Source organism: Saccharothrix espanaensis DSM 44229 (genome assembly GCF_000328705.1).
GTDB classification, from domain to species: Bacteria; Actinomycetota; Actinomycetes; order Mycobacteriales; family Pseudonocardiaceae; genus Actinosynnema; species Actinosynnema espanaense.
The window spans coordinates 1,733,177-1,748,313 of record NC_019673.1 but is presented as its reverse complement, the minus strand read 5'-3'; the positions used below and the strand labels follow the sequence as shown (position 1 = coordinate 1,748,313).

17 protein-coding genes are annotated in these 15,137 nt (G+C 70.7%); 7 read left to right on the top strand and 10 right to left on the bottom strand.

The window, feature by feature from the left end; all coding sequences use genetic code 11:
* The first annotated feature begins 9 nt into the window (after nucleotides 1-9).
* The 4 genes from BN6_RS08290 (at nucleotide 10) to BN6_RS49485 (ending at nucleotide 1,954) form a co-directional block, all read left to right on the top strand.
* Nucleotides 10-426 (top strand): prevent-host-death protein, encoded by a 417-nt coding sequence (locus BN6_RS08290; RefSeq protein WP_041312286.1) that lies wholly within the window; start codon nucleotides 10-12, stop codon nucleotides 424-426.
* Complete coding sequence (locus tag BN6_RS08285; protein ID WP_231905142.1) at nucleotides 423-851, top strand: cytotoxic translational repressor of toxin-antitoxin stability system; 429 nt, start codon at nucleotides 423-425, stop codon at nucleotides 849-851. The genes BN6_RS08290 and BN6_RS08285 overlap by 4 nt, the downstream gene beginning before the upstream one ends.
* A gap of 579 nt (nucleotides 852-1,430) precedes the next feature.
* Nucleotides 1,431-1,640, top strand: a complete 210-nt coding sequence (locus BN6_RS08280) for a hypothetical protein (protein ID WP_015099123.1) — start codon at nucleotides 1,431-1,433, stop codon at nucleotides 1,638-1,640.
* 188 nt (nucleotides 1,641-1,828) lie between these two features.
* Nucleotides 1,829-1,954, top strand: coding sequence for a hypothetical protein (locus BN6_RS49485; RefSeq protein WP_269454326.1), 126 nt, complete (start codon nucleotides 1,829-1,831; stop codon nucleotides 1,952-1,954).
* A 110-nt stretch (nucleotides 1,955-2,064) separates the two neighbouring features.
* Here BN6_RS49485 and BN6_RS08275 read toward each other — a convergent pair whose 3' ends face one another.
* From BN6_RS08275 to BN6_RS08260, 4 genes are all read right to left on the bottom strand, one after another.
* A complete protein-coding gene (locus BN6_RS08275; RefSeq protein WP_015099121.1) occupies nucleotides 2,065-2,814 on the bottom strand; it encodes a succinate dehydrogenase/fumarate reductase iron-sulfur subunit in 750 nt (249 codons plus the stop codon).
* A 1-nt stretch (nucleotide 2,815) separates the two neighbouring features.
* Nucleotides 2,816-4,753, bottom strand: a complete 1,938-nt coding sequence (locus tag BN6_RS08270) for a fumarate reductase/succinate dehydrogenase flavoprotein subunit (protein ID WP_015099120.1) — start codon at nucleotides 4,751-4,753, stop codon at nucleotides 2,816-2,818.
* A gap of 10 nt (nucleotides 4,754-4,763) precedes the next feature.
* Nucleotides 4,764-5,525, bottom strand: coding sequence for a hypothetical protein (locus tag BN6_RS08265; protein ID WP_015099119.1), 762 nt, complete (start codon nucleotides 5,523-5,525; stop codon nucleotides 4,764-4,766).
* A 177-nt stretch (nucleotides 5,526-5,702) separates the two neighbouring features.
* Nucleotides 5,703-5,993: a hypothetical protein gene (locus tag BN6_RS08260; protein WP_015099118.1), complete on the bottom strand. Its 291-nt coding sequence runs from the start codon at nucleotides 5,991-5,993 to the stop codon at nucleotides 5,703-5,705.
* A 221-nt stretch (nucleotides 5,994-6,214) separates the two neighbouring features.
* On the opposite strand from BN6_RS08260, the gene edd reads away from it, so the two are divergent.
* Complete coding sequence (gene edd, locus BN6_RS08255) at nucleotides 6,215-8,080, top strand: phosphogluconate dehydratase (protein ID WP_015099117.1); 1,866 nt, start codon at nucleotides 6,215-6,217, stop codon at nucleotides 8,078-8,080.
* Nucleotides 8,077-8,697 (top strand): bifunctional 4-hydroxy-2-oxoglutarate aldolase/2-dehydro-3-deoxy-phosphogluconate aldolase, encoded by a 621-nt coding sequence (gene eda / locus BN6_RS08250; RefSeq protein WP_015099116.1) that lies wholly within the window; start codon nucleotides 8,077-8,079, stop codon nucleotides 8,695-8,697. Before edd ends, eda begins: the two co-directional genes overlap by 4 nt.
* 54 nt (nucleotides 8,698-8,751) lie before the next feature.
* On the opposite strand, the gene BN6_RS08245 is transcribed toward eda, so the two are convergent.
* The 5 genes from BN6_RS08245 to BN6_RS08225 form a co-directional block, all read right to left on the bottom strand.
* Nucleotides 8,752-9,393 carry an HAD family hydrolase gene (locus BN6_RS08245; protein WP_231905140.1) on the bottom strand — a complete coding sequence of 214 codons (642 nt, stop codon included), beginning with the start codon at nucleotides 9,391-9,393 and terminating at the stop codon, nucleotides 8,752-8,754.
* A gap of 53 nt (nucleotides 9,394-9,446) precedes the next feature.
* Nucleotides 9,447-9,947, bottom strand: coding sequence for a regulatory protein RecX (locus BN6_RS08240; RefSeq protein ID WP_041312283.1), 501 nt, complete (start codon nucleotides 9,945-9,947; stop codon nucleotides 9,447-9,449).
* A 1,016-nt stretch (nucleotides 9,948-10,963) separates the two neighbouring features.
* Nucleotides 10,964-12,004: a recombinase RecA gene (gene recA / locus BN6_RS08235; RefSeq protein ID WP_015099113.1), complete on the bottom strand. Its 1,041-nt coding sequence runs from the start codon at nucleotides 12,002-12,004 to the stop codon at nucleotides 10,964-10,966.
* A gap of 172 nt (nucleotides 12,005-12,176) precedes the next feature.
* Nucleotides 12,177-12,371: a DUF3046 domain-containing protein gene (locus tag BN6_RS08230; RefSeq protein ID WP_015099112.1), complete on the bottom strand. Its 195-nt coding sequence runs from the start codon at nucleotides 12,369-12,371 to the stop codon at nucleotides 12,177-12,179.
* A gap of 10 nt (nucleotides 12,372-12,381) precedes the next feature.
* The gene (locus BN6_RS08225; protein WP_015099111.1) at nucleotides 12,382-12,843 is read right to left on the bottom strand and encodes a cupin domain-containing protein; all 462 of its coding nucleotides are present in this window, start codon (nucleotides 12,841-12,843) and stop codon (nucleotides 12,382-12,384) included.
* 70 nt (nucleotides 12,844-12,913) lie between these two features.
* Here BN6_RS08225 and BN6_RS08220 point away from each other — a divergent pair, with 70 nt between their 5' ends.
* Nucleotides 12,914-13,753, top strand: coding sequence for a LysR family transcriptional regulator (locus BN6_RS08220; protein WP_015099110.1), 840 nt, complete (start codon nucleotides 12,914-12,916; stop codon nucleotides 13,751-13,753).
* Between the two features lie 120 nt (nucleotides 13,754-13,873).
* On the opposite strand, the gene BN6_RS08215 is transcribed toward BN6_RS08220, so the two are convergent.
* Nucleotides 13,874-15,115: an MFS transporter gene (locus BN6_RS08215; protein WP_231905138.1), complete on the bottom strand. Its 1,242-nt coding sequence runs from the start codon at nucleotides 15,113-15,115 to the stop codon at nucleotides 13,874-13,876.
* Between the last annotated feature and the right edge of the window lie 22 nt (nucleotides 15,116-15,137).

Genomic DNA, 15,137 nt, shown 5'->3' with positions numbered 1-15,137 from the left:
GAGGCCGGCATGTCCGCCGTTCACTACGACAGCTACACCGAGGCACGCGCTCACCTGAAAGACTTGCTGGACGCTGCGGAGCAGGGGCGAGTCGCCACGGTTCGACGTGACTCGGCGACGACAGCTGTCGTGGACGTCAAGCGGCTGCGCCACTTCCTCGCGTCGATCGTCCCGTCGCGCGCCCAAGTCGTCCCCGAGGCCGGCGGCTGGTCGGTGTTCATCGCGGGACTGCCGGTGTCCGCTGATGGCGCGTCGTTCGACGAAGCGATCACCGAGATGATCGATGCCCTGCGGGAGTACGCGGAAGACTGGCAGGAGCGCCTGCTCAACGCTCCCAACCACCGCGACAACTGGGGGTTGGTGCAGTTGATCAGCCTCAGCGACGACGAGCAGCTGCGCGACTGGCTTGTCGGTGCCGCGCGGTGACTTCCTTGCCGCAGCCGACCCGCAAGGATCACGAGAAGTTCTGCCAGGTCGAGGAATGGCGCCGGGTGCGCGACGTCCGCGGGCGAAGCGGAACGCATCACGTCACCTACGAACTCGATCTTGTAGACGGCAGGATTCTGCGCACCCGCGTTTCGCATCCGGTGGATCGCACCGGCTACGGACCGAGCAGCTGGAAGCACATCCTCCGCGACCAACTCGACGTGGACGAACCGACGTTCTGGTCATGCGTGCTGGACAGAGTCAGGCCCGCTCGCGGGACACCCGAGCCGCCGGCGGAGGCGCTGCCTGTCGACCTCGTGCACTTGCTGATCTCACGCGTCGGCCTGGACGAGTCCGAGATAGCCGGAATGAGCAAGAACGAGGCGGTCGCCAGGCTCCAGCGCTATTGGACCGAGGGCAGCTGACGAAGTAACGGCCGGCTGGATAGAGCACGGTACGAACATGTGCACTCCCCCGCCGTGTCACGATCAGCCGATGAACGTCGTGCGCACCACGCGGGTGCTTGGTGCGGGTCCGTTCGGTGAGGTCGGCCGGCCCCCTGTCGCCGCCGCGTCCGCCACCACGATCGCCGTGGCAGGTGATCTCGGTCCGGCGCAGTGGAACGCCTGGGACGTGCGCGTCCACCACAGTCAGATCGGCGTCTACCGCGCCGACGATCACACCTGTCTGCACCTGGTGCAGAGCCACTGGCCGGTGCACTGCCTCGCGTTCCACCCGACGCTGCCGCTGGTCGCTGCGGGCACCGGGTCGTATAACGGTGGGTACATGCACGAGGGCAAACTGCTGTTGGTGACCACGGAGTCAGGTCTTGTCGTCTCCGCTCTGCCGGACGACTCCCGCTACCGCGCCACGTCGTCCGCGACTGGACCACGGTCCGTCCACGGTCGATCGAGGTCACCGGCTCCCCCACCGACGACGTTCCGACCTCCACCCCGGCACTCACCACGATCGCCTTCCGGACACCACGTCGCAAGGTCTGGGCGGTGCACGCGCTGACCGACGGGCGGATCCTGACCGCCTCGGGAAACATCGCCTTGGACTGCTGGTCGACCGAGGCCGACGAGCGCACCGCCTACACGAACGTCCAGCCGCCCTACGGGCACCTGGAACCGGCCAGTCGGATCACGATCGTCGACCTCGCCACGGGCCGGCCCACCACCACGGTCCCCACCACCACGCGACCGTTCTGGTGAGCCGGCGCGACGGCCTGCCCGACCAGGCGGGCAACCGGATCAGGCGTGTCGAGTTCACCAGGGCTGTTGCCCGGCAACGCTTTCGTAGTCCACCGCGACTACGACACCGGTCCGGCCAACTCATCGCCTTGGACGCTAAACCCGGCACAACGGATACGTGCTCGACTGCACGGTGGAAAAGTAGCGACATGCGCGCGTGGCTCCAAGCGACGGGCCCGTCGTCCAAGGGCTGCGGCGCCAACATGCGCGCCCCCGTGGGCCTGCTCCCGGACCTGGACGACGCCCTGGCCCGCTTCGACCGCCTCTGGGACTGACCCGACCCTCGAACCTGAACGGGGCCGAGCAGGCAACCACACCCACCCGGCCCCGCCTTCAAGACCAACCCTCGAATCCAACCCTCAAGACCGACCCTCAGGCCCCGCCGTCAAGACCTGCGGAACAACTTGTCGCCCAGCCAGACGATCGGGTCGTAGCGGCGGTCCGCGACGCGTTCCTTCATCGGGATCAGGGCGTTGTCGGTGATCTTGATGTGCTCCGGGCAGACCTCCGTGCAGCACTTCGTGATGTTGCACAGCCCCAGGCCGTGCTCGGACTGCGCTTCCTGCACGCGGTCCGCTTCGTCCAGCGGGTGCATCTCCAGTTCCGCCACGCGCATCAGGAACCTCGGCCCGGAGAACGATTCCTTGTTCTCCTCGTGGTCGCGGATCACGTGGCACGTGTTCTGGCACAGGAAGCACTCGATGCACTTGCGGAACTCCTGGGACCGCTCGACATCGATCTGCGACATCCGGTAGTCGCCCGGTGCGACGCCCTTGGGCGGCCGGAACGCCGGGACCTCGCGCGCCTTCGTGTAGTTGTACGACACGTCGGTCACCAGGTCCCGGATCACCGGGAACGTGCGCATCGGCGTCACCGTGACCGTCTCGTCCTCGGCGAACACCGACATCCGGGTCATGCACAGCAGCCGCGGCTTGCCGTTGATCTCCGCCGAGCACGAGCCGCACTTGCCGGCCTTGCAGTTCCACCGCACGGCCAGGTCCGCCGCCTGGGTGGCCTGCAACCGGTGGATGACGTCGAGAACGACCTCGCCCTCGTTGACCTCCACCGTGAAGTCGTGCAGGCCGCCTCCGTCCGCATCGCCGCGCCACACCCTGAAGTGCCCCTGGTACCCCATGTCAGCCCTCCAGTTCGTCGGCGGTCAGGTACTTCTGCAGCTCGCCGGCCTCGAACAGCGCCAGCAGGTCCGGTCGGATCGGGATCTGCGCCTCCTCCACGACCGTCACCTCCGAGCCCGAGCCCGAACCAGATCCCGAACCGAGACCCGATCCAGAGCCGGATCCAGAGCCGGATCCAGGGCCCGAAACCCGGCACACCAACAGCTTCCGCCGCCAGTCCGGATCCATCCCCGGGTAGTCGTCGCGGGTGTGGCCGCCGCGCGACTCGGTACGCAGCAGCGCCGCCCGTGCCACGCATTCGCTGACCAGCAACATGTTGCGCAGGTCCAGCGCCAGGTGCCAACCGGGGTTGAACTGGCGGTGGCCTTCCACCGTCAGCGCGAGCGCGCGTTCCTTCAGGTCGTCCAGGCGCTTCAACGCCTGGTCCATCTCCTCGGCCTTCCGGATGATGCCGACCAGGTCGTTCATCGCCTGCTGCAACTCCATGTGCAGCGTGTACGGGTTCTCCCCGCCGTCACGCGAGAACGGTTCCACGGCGACGCGTTGCGCCTCGGCGATGGCGTCGTCGGAGCACACCGGGCGCTCGGTCAGCCCGGACACGTAGGTCGCCGCGCCCTCGCCCGCGCGGCGGCCGAACACCAGCAGGTCGGACAGCGAGTTGCCGCCGAGCCGGTTGGAGCCGTGCATCCCGCCGGACACCTCGCCCGCCGCGAACAGGCCCGGCACGGACGACGCGCCGGTGTCTGGTTCGACCTGCACCCCGCCCATCACGTAGTGGCAGGTCGGCCCGACCTCCATGGGCTGCGCGGTGATGTCGACGTCGGCCAGTTCCTTGAACTGGTGGTGCATCGACGGCAGCCGCCGGGTGATCTCCTCGGCGGGCAGCCGGGTCGACACGTCGAGGAACACGCCGCCGTGCTCGGAGCCCCGGCCCGCCTTGACCTCCGAGTTGATGGCGCGCGCCACCTCGTCGCGCGGCAGCAGCTCCGGTGGGCGGCGGTTGTTGTCCGGGTCGGCGTACCAGCGGTCCGCCTCGTCCTCGTTGTCGGCGTACTTGTCCTTGAACACCTCGGGGATGTAGTCGAACATGAACCGCTTGCCGTCCGAGTTGCGCAGCACGCCGCCGTCGCCGCGCACCGACTCGGTGACCAGGATCCCCTTCACCGACGGCGGCCACACCATGCCGGTCGGGTGGAACTGGATGAACTCCATGTTGATCAGCGACGCGCCGGCCCGCAGGGCGAGCGCGTGCCCGTCGCCGGTGTACTCCCAGGAGTTCGAGGTCACCTTGAACGACTTGCCGATACCGCCGGTCGCCAGCACCACCGCGGGCGCCTCGAACAGCACGAACCGCCCGGACTCGCGCCAGTAGCCGAACGCGCCGGCGATCTTCCCGTTCTCCTGCACCAGGTCGGTGACGGTGAACTCCTGGAAGACCTTGAGCCGCGACTCGTAGTCCCCGGTCGCCGCGTGGTCGTCCTGTTGCAGCGAAACGACTTTCTGCTGCAACGAGCGGATCAGCTCCAGACCGGTGCGGTCGCCGACGTGCGCCAGCCTCGGGTACTCGTGGCCGCCGAAGTTGCGCTGGCTGATCCGACCGTCCTTGGTGCGGTCGAACAGCGCGCCGTAGGTCTCCAGCTCCCACACCCGGTCCGGGGCCTCGCGCGCGTGCAACTCCGCCATCCGCCAGTTGTTCAGGAACTTCCCGCCGCGCATGGTGTCGCGGAAGTGCACCTGCCAGTTGTCGTTGGAGTTGACGTTGCCCATGGCCGCGGCGATACCGCCCTCGGCCATCACCGTGTGCGCCTTGCCGAACAACGACTTGCACAGCACCGCCGTGCGCATCCCGTGTTCCCTGGCCTCGATCGCCGCACGCAGGCCCGCGCCACCGGCGCCGATCACCAGCACGTCGAACGAATGCCGTTCCACCTCGGGCAAAACCAGCTCCTCAGTTGATGATCCGGAGGTCGGCGATCGTCCCGGAGGAGACCAGCGCGACGTAGAAGTCGGTGACGCAGACGAAGATCAGCGACGCCCACGCCAACTGCATGTGGCGGGCGTTCAGCTTGGAGATCCGCGTCCACATCCAGTACCGCACGGGGTGCTTCGAGAAGTGCTTGAGCCGCCCGCCGGCGATGTGCCGGCACGAGTGGCAGGACAGGGTGTACGCGCCGAGCAGGCCGACGTTCACCAGCAACACGATGTTGCCCAGGCCGAGACCGGTGGTCAGCGAGTAGATCGCGTCGTAGATGTTGATCAGCAGCAGGATCGACGCCGCGTAGAAGAAGTAGCGGTGCAGGTTCTGCGCGATCAACGGGAACCGGGTCTCACCGGTGTACTTGGCGTGCGGCTCGGCGACCGCGCACGCGGGCGGGGACAGCCACGCCGCGCGGTAGTACGCCTTGCGGTAGTAGTAGCAGGTCACCCGGAAGCCCAGCAGGAACGGGATGATCACCACCGGGGGTGTCAGGAACCCCGGCAGCTCCGGCAGCGGGCGTCCGAAGTGCGCCGCCGCTTCCACGCACTCCTGGCTCAGGCAGGGCGAGTACATGGGCGTCAGGTACCGGTACTCGTCGACCCAGTAGTAGTCGCCCATGAAGGTGCGCACCGCCGCGTAGATCGAGATCAGCAGCAGACCCGCGACGGTGACCAGGGGCGGTAGCCACCACCGGTCAGTGCGCAACGTGCGCTGGGCGATCTGCGCCCTCATACCTCACCTCGGTTCCACTTCGTTGTGGTGGGGACGGTCGGACCGGTCCGGTCGAGCTCGGGTCGGACCGATCCGGTGGAGCTCGGGTCGAATCGGTGGAGCCCCTCCCGGGGGACGGGGCTCCGGAAAACCGAAACCGGCCCCCGCGTGGTGTCGCGGGGGCCGGCCTGCGGTCGTTCAGGTGTGGCGGTATCCGCCGAGACCCTCGTCGTCGGCGTCGTGCCAGAGCTTCGGGTCGTAGGGCGTGTCGGGCACGACGACCACTTCACGCTCCACCCTGGGCGCCTCGCGTTGTCGGGGTGTGCTGTCCAGGTCGATGAGCTCGGTCGCGTCGATGTCCATCCGCTCGACGTCGTTCGCCAGCCGTTGCACCGCGGCCACGTCGCCGTAGCGCGTGCGCAGGGAGCCGACGCAATGGCGAAGCTGGCCGAGGGCCCGACGCAGCTCCACGATCTCCGAGGACGTCATGGCAGCACCTCCCTTGGGGTCCGGGTGCCGACTCTGCCCGTTCGGAGGCCCTGTGACAAGCACCACAGGTCACCGCGTCGTGTCTCAGTGTCTGAATCGTTTTTGTGGCGATCAGGCGTCGTGACATAGTGTGGGTGCTGTCACGTCCGTCCGTGCGACGCCAGCGCTGTCGTCCCACCGGGCCCACCACGGCCCGTGATCACCACCGGAGACAGCGAACCATGAGCGTGCATCCCGTCGTCACCGAGGTGACGGCTCGCATCGCCGCCCGCAGCGCCGCCAGCCGGTCCGCCTACCTGCAACGACTCACCGAATCCCACTCCGAGGGACCGGTCCGCCGGGACCTCGCGTGCAGCAACTTCGCGCACGGCTTCGCCGGGATCACCGGCGGTGACAAGGAGGCGCTGCGCGCCCTCCGTCGCCCGAACGTGGCGATCGTGTCCGCGTACAACGACATGCTGTCCGCCCACCAGCCGATGGACGAGTACCCGGCGTGGATCAAGGACGCGGCCCGCGCGGTCGGCGGCGTGGCGCAGTTCGCGGGCGGCGTGCCCGCGATGTGCGACGGCATCACCCAGGGCCGCGCGGGCATGGAGCTGTCGCTGTTCAGCCGGGACGTGATCGCGATGTCGACCGCGGTCGCCCTGTCGCACGATATGTTCGACTCGACGCTGCTGCTCGGCGTGTGCGACAAGATCGTGCCCGGCCTGCTCATCGGGGCCCTGTCCTTCGGGCACCTGCCGGCCATCCTGGTGCCCGCGGGCCCGATGCACTCGGGCCTGCCGAACTCGGAGAAGGCCCGCGTGCGGCAGCTGTTCGCCGAGGGCAAGGCGTCCCGGGAGAACCTGCTGGAAGCCGAAGCGGCCTCGTACCACAGCCCCGGCACCTGCACGTTCTACGGCACCGCCAACTCCAACCAGCTCGTGGTCGAGGTGATGGGCCTGCACCTGCCCGGCGCGAGCTTCGTGCCGCCGGGCACCAAGCTGCGGCGCGCGCTGACCGAGGAGGCCGCGCGCCGGGCCGTCGAGATCAGCCGCGGCGAGGACTACACCCCGATCGGGCACGTGGTGGACGAGAAGTCCGTGGTCAACGGCGTGATCGCGCTGCTGGCCACCGGCGGCTCGACCAACCACACCATGCACCTGGTGGCCATCGCGTCCGCCGCCGGCATCGAACTGGGCTGGGACGACTTCGCCGACCTGTCGGCGGTCGTGCCGCTGCTGACCCGGGTCTACCCGAACGGCAGCGCCGACATCAACCACTTCCAGGCCGCCGGCGGCGTCGGGTTCCTGGTCGGCACGCTGCTCGACGCCGGCCTCCTGCACGCCGACGTGCGCACCGTCGCGGGCCCCGGGCTGGACCGCTACCGGCAGGAGCCCGTCCTGGTCGAGGGCGTGCTGACCTGGCGGAACGGCCCCGGCCGGTCGCTGGACCTCGACGTGCTGCGGCCCGCGTCCGAGCCGTTCGCGGCCGACGGCGGGCTGCGGATGCTCAGCGGCAACCTGGGTCGCGCGGTGCTCAAGGTGTCCGCGGTCAAGCCCGAGCACCGGGTGGTCGAGGCCCCGGCGCGGGTGTTCACCTCGCAGGAGGCGTTCAGCGCCGCGTTCCAGGCGGGCGAGCTGGAGCACGACGTCGTGGTCGTGGTGCGGCAGCAGGGCCCGCAGGCCAACGGGATGCCCGAGCTGCACAAGCTGATCCCCGCGCTGGGCGTGCTGATGGACCGGGGCTTCCGGGTCGCGCTGGTCACCGACGGCCGGATGTCCGGCGCGTCGGGCAAGATCCCGGCCGCCATCCAGGTCACGCCCGAGGCCGCCGTCGGCGGTCCGCTGGCCCGCGTGCGCGACGGTGACGTGCTGCGCGTCGACGCGGAGACCGGCACGCTGGAGGCGCTGGTGGACCCGGCCGTGCTGGCCGACCGCGACCTGGTGGACTTCCCACCGGACGCGCAGGCGTGGACCGGCACCGGACGTGAGCTGTTCGGCGCGCTGCGCCGCTCGGTCGGACCGGCCGACCGAGGCGCGAGCGTGTTCGGCCCCATCGCGGCCTCGCACTTCGCGGGCCGCGCGAACCAGGAGGTAACCCGGTGACCACCAGCGCGGATCTGCTGGACCTGTCCCCCGTCGTCCCGGTCGTCGTGCTGGACGACGCCGAGCAGGCCGTGCCGCTGGCGCGGGCGCTGCTGCGCGGGGGCATCCGCGTCATCGAGTTGACCCTGCGCACGCCGGCCGCCTTGGCCGCGATCGAGCGGATCGCCGCCGAGGTGCCCGAGATCGTGCTGGGCGCGGGCACCGTGACCGCGCCGGAGCACGCCGAGCAGGCCGCCAAGGCCGGTGCGTCGTTCCTGGTCACGCCCGGGTCGACGGACCGGGTGCTGAACGCGGTCGAGGACACCGGGCTGCCGTTCCTGCCGGGCGCGGCGACGGTGTCCGAGGCGATGCGGCTGGCCGAACGCGGCCTGACGGCGCTGAAGTTCTTCCCGGCCGAGGCGGCGGGCGGCGTGGACCACCTGAAGTCGGTCGGCGGTCCGCTGCCCGGCCTGCGCTTCTGCCCGACCGGCGGCATCACGGTGGACAGCGCGCCCCGCTACCTGGCGCTGCCGAACGTGGGCTGCGTCGGCGGGTCGTGGCTGACGCCGAAGGACGCGCTGGCCGCCGGCGACTTCGACCGGATCGAAGCCCTCGCCAAGGCCGCGTCCGCACTCTGACCCCCGCGTCCTGGCGCGAGGCGCGCCTCGCGCCAGGACCCGGCTCAGGGGTGGTCAGGCGAGCAGGGCCAGGGCTTCCGGGATCGAGTCGACCACCGGGACACCGGTCGCCTCCAGCCGTGGGCGGTCGCCCATGCCCGTGGTGACCAGGACGGCCCGCGCGCCGACGTGCCGGGCCGCTTCCGCGTCGTCCACCACGTCACCGATCAGCACGACGTCGGCCGGGTCGAGTGCCAGCCGGGCGAGGTGGTCGGCCAGGTGCCCGGCCTTCGACCCGCCGCCGGTGTCCCGGAGCAGACCGTCGACCCGGGTGAACAGCCCGGTCAGCCCGTGCTCGGCGACCAGCGGGACGAGTTCGTCGTGGAACCACATGGACAGCAGCGACTGCGTACCCGCCCACCCGCGCAGCAGGTCCGGGACGCCGGTTGCCAGGCCGCACGTGTCCAGCAGGGTGCGGTACTCGTCGTGGTAGAGCAGGTCGATGTGCGCCCAGTCGTCCACCGACAGCGCCCGCCCCAGCAGGCGCTCGTAGCAGGCGGGCAGCGGCCGGCTGAACATCGCCCGCCACTCGTCCAGTTCCACGGCGGCCCGGCCGTAGTGCAGGCACACCCGGTTCACCGCGCCGAGCATGGCGTGCGCGTCGTCCAGCAGCGTGCCGTTCCAGTCCCAGACCACGTGCTTCACGGCGTTCGTCACCGGCACCCCCTCCGTTCCCGGACAAGATAGCCGGCGCTCTACCGGGAGCCGCGCTAGTCCGGCAGGAAGTCGTCCAGCGGCGACTCGACTTCCGCCGCCCGCAGTTCCTCGCGCACCACCCGGTACGCCATGCCCTCGGCATACCCCTTGCGCGCCAACGCACCCACCAGCCGTCGGATCTTGGCCTGGTCGTCCACCCCGGACATCGACCGGAGCTTCTTGCGCACCAACTCCCGCGCCCGCTCCTGCTCGGCCTCGTCGTCCACGGCCGCCACGGCTTCGGCGGCCACCTCGTCGGCCACGCCCTTCTGCCGCAACTCCCGGGCCAGCGCCCGACGCCCCAGCCCCTGGTAGGCGTGCCGGGACCGGACCCAGACCTCGGCGAACGCCGCGTCGTCGATCAGGCCCGCGCGGTCGAACTTGCCGAGCACCACCTCGGCGGTCTCCTCGCGGATGCCCTTGCGCAGCAAGGCTTCCTTGAGTTCCACCCGAGTACGGGCCCGAGCCGTCAACAGCGCGTAGCAGATGTCGGTGGCCTTGCGCTGCTCCTTCACCGGGTCGACCGGCGCGGCCTCCGCGTCCGGGTCGACTTCTTTCGCCCCTCGACGCCCCGACGTCCGCCCACGACCGGACCGCCCCCGGGAACCGCCACCGGAAGCCCTCTTCGACGCGGCCCCGAACGCGCTCGCGGACTCGGCCGCGCCGTCATCCTCGGCTCCACCCGCGAAGGCACCGGGCTCGAAGGCACCGGGCCCGGCCGAAGCCGCACTCCCAGGACGTTCCCGCGCGGGAGTTTCGCGCGTGCGCGCAGGCGCGTCGAACGGATCGTCAGCCGGACGCTCGACCCGCACGGCTCCCGCCGGTGCGCGCAAGGCTTCCCCCGACGCGTTCCGCCGCCGCCCCAACTCCTCGAACGGGTCATCCGAGTCTTCGACCGCCCCGCCCGGAGGCGCGAACGGCACAGCTTCGCCGGACGCACCCCGACGCTGCCCCCACGCGTCGAACGGATCGACATGTCCCGACTCGACCTCGCCCGACCCGGCGCTCACCCCATCGGCTCGCATGGCATCGGCTCGCACGGCATCGGCACGCACCGACTCCGAACTCACCACGTCGTCCCAGGCATCGCTCGAAGCCGGCACCCCGCCGCCGCTCGGCACCGCGAGTCGTTTCGCGTCGTTCCAGGCATCGCCCGATCCCACCGGCTGCGCCGCATCGGCCCACGCATCCGCCGACACAGGCGGCACCTCCGCATCACCCCGGGCACCAGCCGACACCGCCGGCCCCGCCACACCGTTCCCGGCACCGGCCGAAGCCACCGGCGCCACACCACCCTTCGCCGCCCCAAACGGATCGGCGGACGTCGAACCAAGAACCCCCGGACCAGGAACAGCCGAGCCGGAAGCCACCACCGGATCGGGAACCGCGGAACCGGGAGTCACCGCAGGACCCGGAGCCGTCGAGCCCGGAGCCGTCGGGCCGGGAGCCGTCGAGCCGAGCGGGGTCGGAGACGAGTCGGCCGAGAGGTCGCGAGAGGTCCCGCGACCACGGCCGCCTTGCCCCGCCACCGCTAGAAGTCGACCGGCGCCGGCGCGCTGTCGTCGGCGTCGAGGGTCGCGCCGATGCCGAGCTTGTCCTTGATCCGCTTCTCGATCTCGTTCGCCACGTCCGGGTTGTCGCGCAGGAACTTGCGGGCGTTCTCCTTGCCCTGCCCGAGCTGGTCGCCCTCGTAGGTGTACCAGGCACCGGACTTGCGCAGGATCGCCTGGTCGACACCCATGTCGATGAGCGAGCCCTCACGGCTGATGCCCAGGCCGTAGAGGATGTCGAACTCGGCCTGCTTGAACGGCGGGGCGACCTTGTTCTTCACGACCTTGACGCGGGTCCGGTTGCCGACCGGCTCGCCGCCGTCCTTCAGCGTCTCGATGCGGCGCACGTCCAGGCGCACCGAGGCGTAGAACTTCAGCGCCTTGCCGCCGGTCGTGGTCTCCGGGGAGCCGAACATCACGCCGATCTTCTCGCGCAGCTGGTTGATGAAGATCGCGGTGGTGCCGGACGAGCTCAGCGCGCCGGTGATCTTGCGCAGCGCCTGGCTCATCAGTCGCGCCTGGAGGCCGACGTGGTTGTCGCCCATCTCGCCCTCGATCTCGGCCCGGGGCACCAGCGCGGCCACCGAGTCGATCACCAGGATGTCCAGCGCGCCGGAGCGGATCAGCATGTCCGCGATCTCCAGCGCCTGCTCGCCGGTGTCCGGCTGGGACACCAGCAGCGCGTCGGTGTCGACGCCGAGCTTGCGGGCGTAGTCCGGGTCGAGCGCGTGCTCCGCGTCGATGAACGCGGCGATGCCGCCGTTGCGCTGGGCGTTGGCCACGGCGTGCAGCGCGACGGTCGTCTTACCGGACGATTCCGGGCCGTAGATCTCCACCACGCGGCCACGCGGCAGCCCGCCGATGCCGAGCGCGACGTCGAGCGCGATCGCGCCGGTCGGGATCACCTCGATCGGAGCGCGGCCGTCCTCGCCGAGCCGCATGACCGAGCCCTTGCCGAACTGCTTGTCGATCTGGGCCAGGGCCAGTTCGAGGGCCTTGTCCCGGTCGGGTGCCTGTGCCATCTGGAGTCCACCTCGGTTTGTCTTCTGGGTCGCTGAGCGATGTCGGGGCCGACGTTACGGGCGGGGTACGACATTTCTCGGCGGGGACCGGGTCACCAGCGGGGTCGTGTCACCCGGACGTGCTGCGGACTATAGCCGAACAGGTGTTCGACCGCCTGGCCGACACGCCCGGTCACCGCCGGTGTTCCGGCACGTCGAACGCCTCGCACACGGCCAGCCAGATCGCCTTGGGCGGCAGGCCCGCCTCCAGCGCCTGGTCGGGGGTGCGCCCGCCGAGAGCGGACAGCACGTGGTCCCTGGCCACCATCTCCGCCCTGACCTGGCCGAACTCGTCGGACATCAGCTTGCGGAACACCGTATTGCGCATCGCGTCCAGGCTAGCGCGCCGCCTGCCAGGCCGGACTGTCGACGTAGTGGTTGTCGTAGAGGTCCTGCGACGCCCGGATCTCGGCGGGGTCGGCCTGGCCGCGCTGCACGCGGTCCAGCAGGCGGTAGTAGTCGAACCGGCCCATGCCGGGCGTGAAGACGAACAGCACGTCGGCGTCCGCGCCCTTGGCCGCGCCGAACGCGTGTGGCGTGGTCGGCGGCACGACGAGGAAGTCGCCCCGCTCCAGCGTGATCACGTCCTGGTCGAGCAGCACCTGGAGGGTGCCGTCGAGCACGAAGAACAGCTCCGACGCGCGGGTGTGGAAGTGCGGCGGCGCGCCGTTCGCGCCGTCCCGGAACGTGGAGCGGTTGCTGGTCAGCCCTTCCCGGTCGGCGAGCAGGGTGACGACGGCGGCGGGGTCGGCGGTGAGCTTCTCGGCCTGGTCGGCCCGGACAAGCAGCGTGTTCTCCATGTGGCAACGATCTCCCGGTCCGCCAGGCCCAACAACGACCGGGACCGCAACGAACGATAACCTGGGCATTATGGAACGGCGGGATATCGAGATTTTCCTGACCCTGGCCGAGGAGCTGCACTTCAGCCGCACGGCCGCCCGCCTGCACGTGTCCCAGGCCCGCGTCAGCCAGACCGTGAAGCAACTGGAACGCCGCATCGGCGCACCGCTGTTCGAACGCACCAGCAGGCGGGTCGCGCTGACCCCCATCGGCCGCCGGCTGCGGGACGACGTCGGGCCCGCGTACCAGCGGATCGTGGAAGGCGTGGAACGCGCCATCGCCGCAGGTCGCGGCACCGGCCTGCTGCGGGTGGGCTTCGAGGCCCCAGCCCTGGCCGACCTCATCCCGGACGTCCTGGCCCGCTACCGCGCCGGGCACCCCGGCAGCGAGGTCCGGGTCCGTGAAGCGCCGTTCGCGGACCCGTTCACGCTGCTCCGGGACGACGAGGTGGACGTGCTGGTGACGTTGTTCCCGGTCGATGAACCCGACCTGACGACCGGCCCCGTGGTCCACCGCGAGCCGGTGGTGCTGGCGGTGGCCGACACACACCCGTTCACCAGGCAGTCCCGGGTCACGGTGGAGGACCTGGCCCGCGACACGGTGTTCCGCGCGGCCTTCTGGCGCGACACGACACCGTCGGGCCTTCCTATCGCACGCGGACGCGCCCTTACGACGTTCCAGGAACTCATGACGGTCATCGCGAACGGCGAAGGCGTGTGCCCGATGGGCGCTCACGCGGCCGGGTACTTCGCGCGCCCCAAGATCGCGTTCCTGCCGCTGGAAGGCGCGCCTCATCTGGAGTGGGGGATGGTCTGGCGCACGGCGGGCGAGACGAGCCGTGTGCGCGAGTTCGCCGCCGCGGCCCGCTAACCTCGGACCATGGACGACTCCACGGCCTCCTGGCTGTACCAGATCGTGGTCATCGCCTGCCTGGTCTCCGCGATCGTGGTCGGCGTGCGCGCGTGGTGGTACTACAACCGCCGGAAGTGATCAGCGGGACCGCTGCAACGACGTGAACAGGCACGCCACCAGCAGCGGCAGTGCCGTGAAGCCCACGAGCAGCCCCAACGCGGCGTAAGACCACGCCGTCACCACGATCCCCGCGGCGACACCGCCGACCGCGCCGCCGATGTTCATGGACAGGTCGGACAGGCCCTGCGCGGCCGGCCGGTCGGTCGGCGACACCGACTCGGTGAGCAGCGCGGACCCCGCCACCAGCCCCGCCGACCAGCCGAAGCCGAGCAGCGTCAGACCGGCCGCGAGCTGCGGCGCGTCGTGCGCCGGGGCCATGCCCGCGACACCGGACGCGGCCACCACCAGCGCCGAGCCGATGGCCAGCACGGGCACCCGGCCCAACCGGTCGGCCATCCACCCGAACAGCGGACTGGCCGCGTACATCGCCGCCACGTGCAGGCTGATCACCACGCCCACGACCCGCAGCGACGCTCCGGCGTGGTCCATGTGCACCGGGGTCATCGACATGAGCCCCACCATCGCCGTGTGGCACAGCGTGATGCCGCCCAGCGCGAGCTTCCCGGTGGCGGGCAGCGCGCGCCACACCGCAGCGGACCCGCGTGTGTCACCCACTCCCCCGGCGCAATGCGCGGGCGTCACGGGTGCCGCGGACTGGGCCAGGGTCAGCGGATCGGGCCGCAGGAACCGCAGCACGACCAGCGCCGCCGCTCCGAACAGCACCGCCGCCGCCAGGTACGGCCCCGCCCCGACCGGCAGGCTGAGCCGTGCGGCGAACTGCCCCGCCGGGTCGGCCAGGTTGGGCCCGGCGACCGCGCCGAGCGTCGCCGCCCACACCACGATCGCCAGCGAACGGGCCCGCCGCTGCGGGTGCGCCAGGTCCGTCCCGGCGTACCGGGCGGCCAGGTTCGCGCTGCTCGCGGCCCCGAACAGGACCAGCGCGGCGACCAGCACCTGCCACGAGCCGAGCACCACCGCGCAGGCCGCGACCACCGCTCCGATCGCGCCCGCGCCGTAGCCGAGGATGAGCGCCGGACGACGACCGCGGCGTGCGGCGAGACGTGCGGCGGGCAGGGCGAACAAAGCCGCGCCGAGGGCCGCCGCGGTCTGCGCCAGGCCGCCCACCGCGTCCGAACCGGACAGCACGGCGGCGATCAGCGTGGACACCGCCAGACCGATGGTGACGCCCGCCGCGCCGAGCACCTGGGTGACCCCCAGGACCCGGAGAACCCGGCGTTGCACCACCTCGACAGCGGTCATGATCATCATCGTGCCAGGCCGA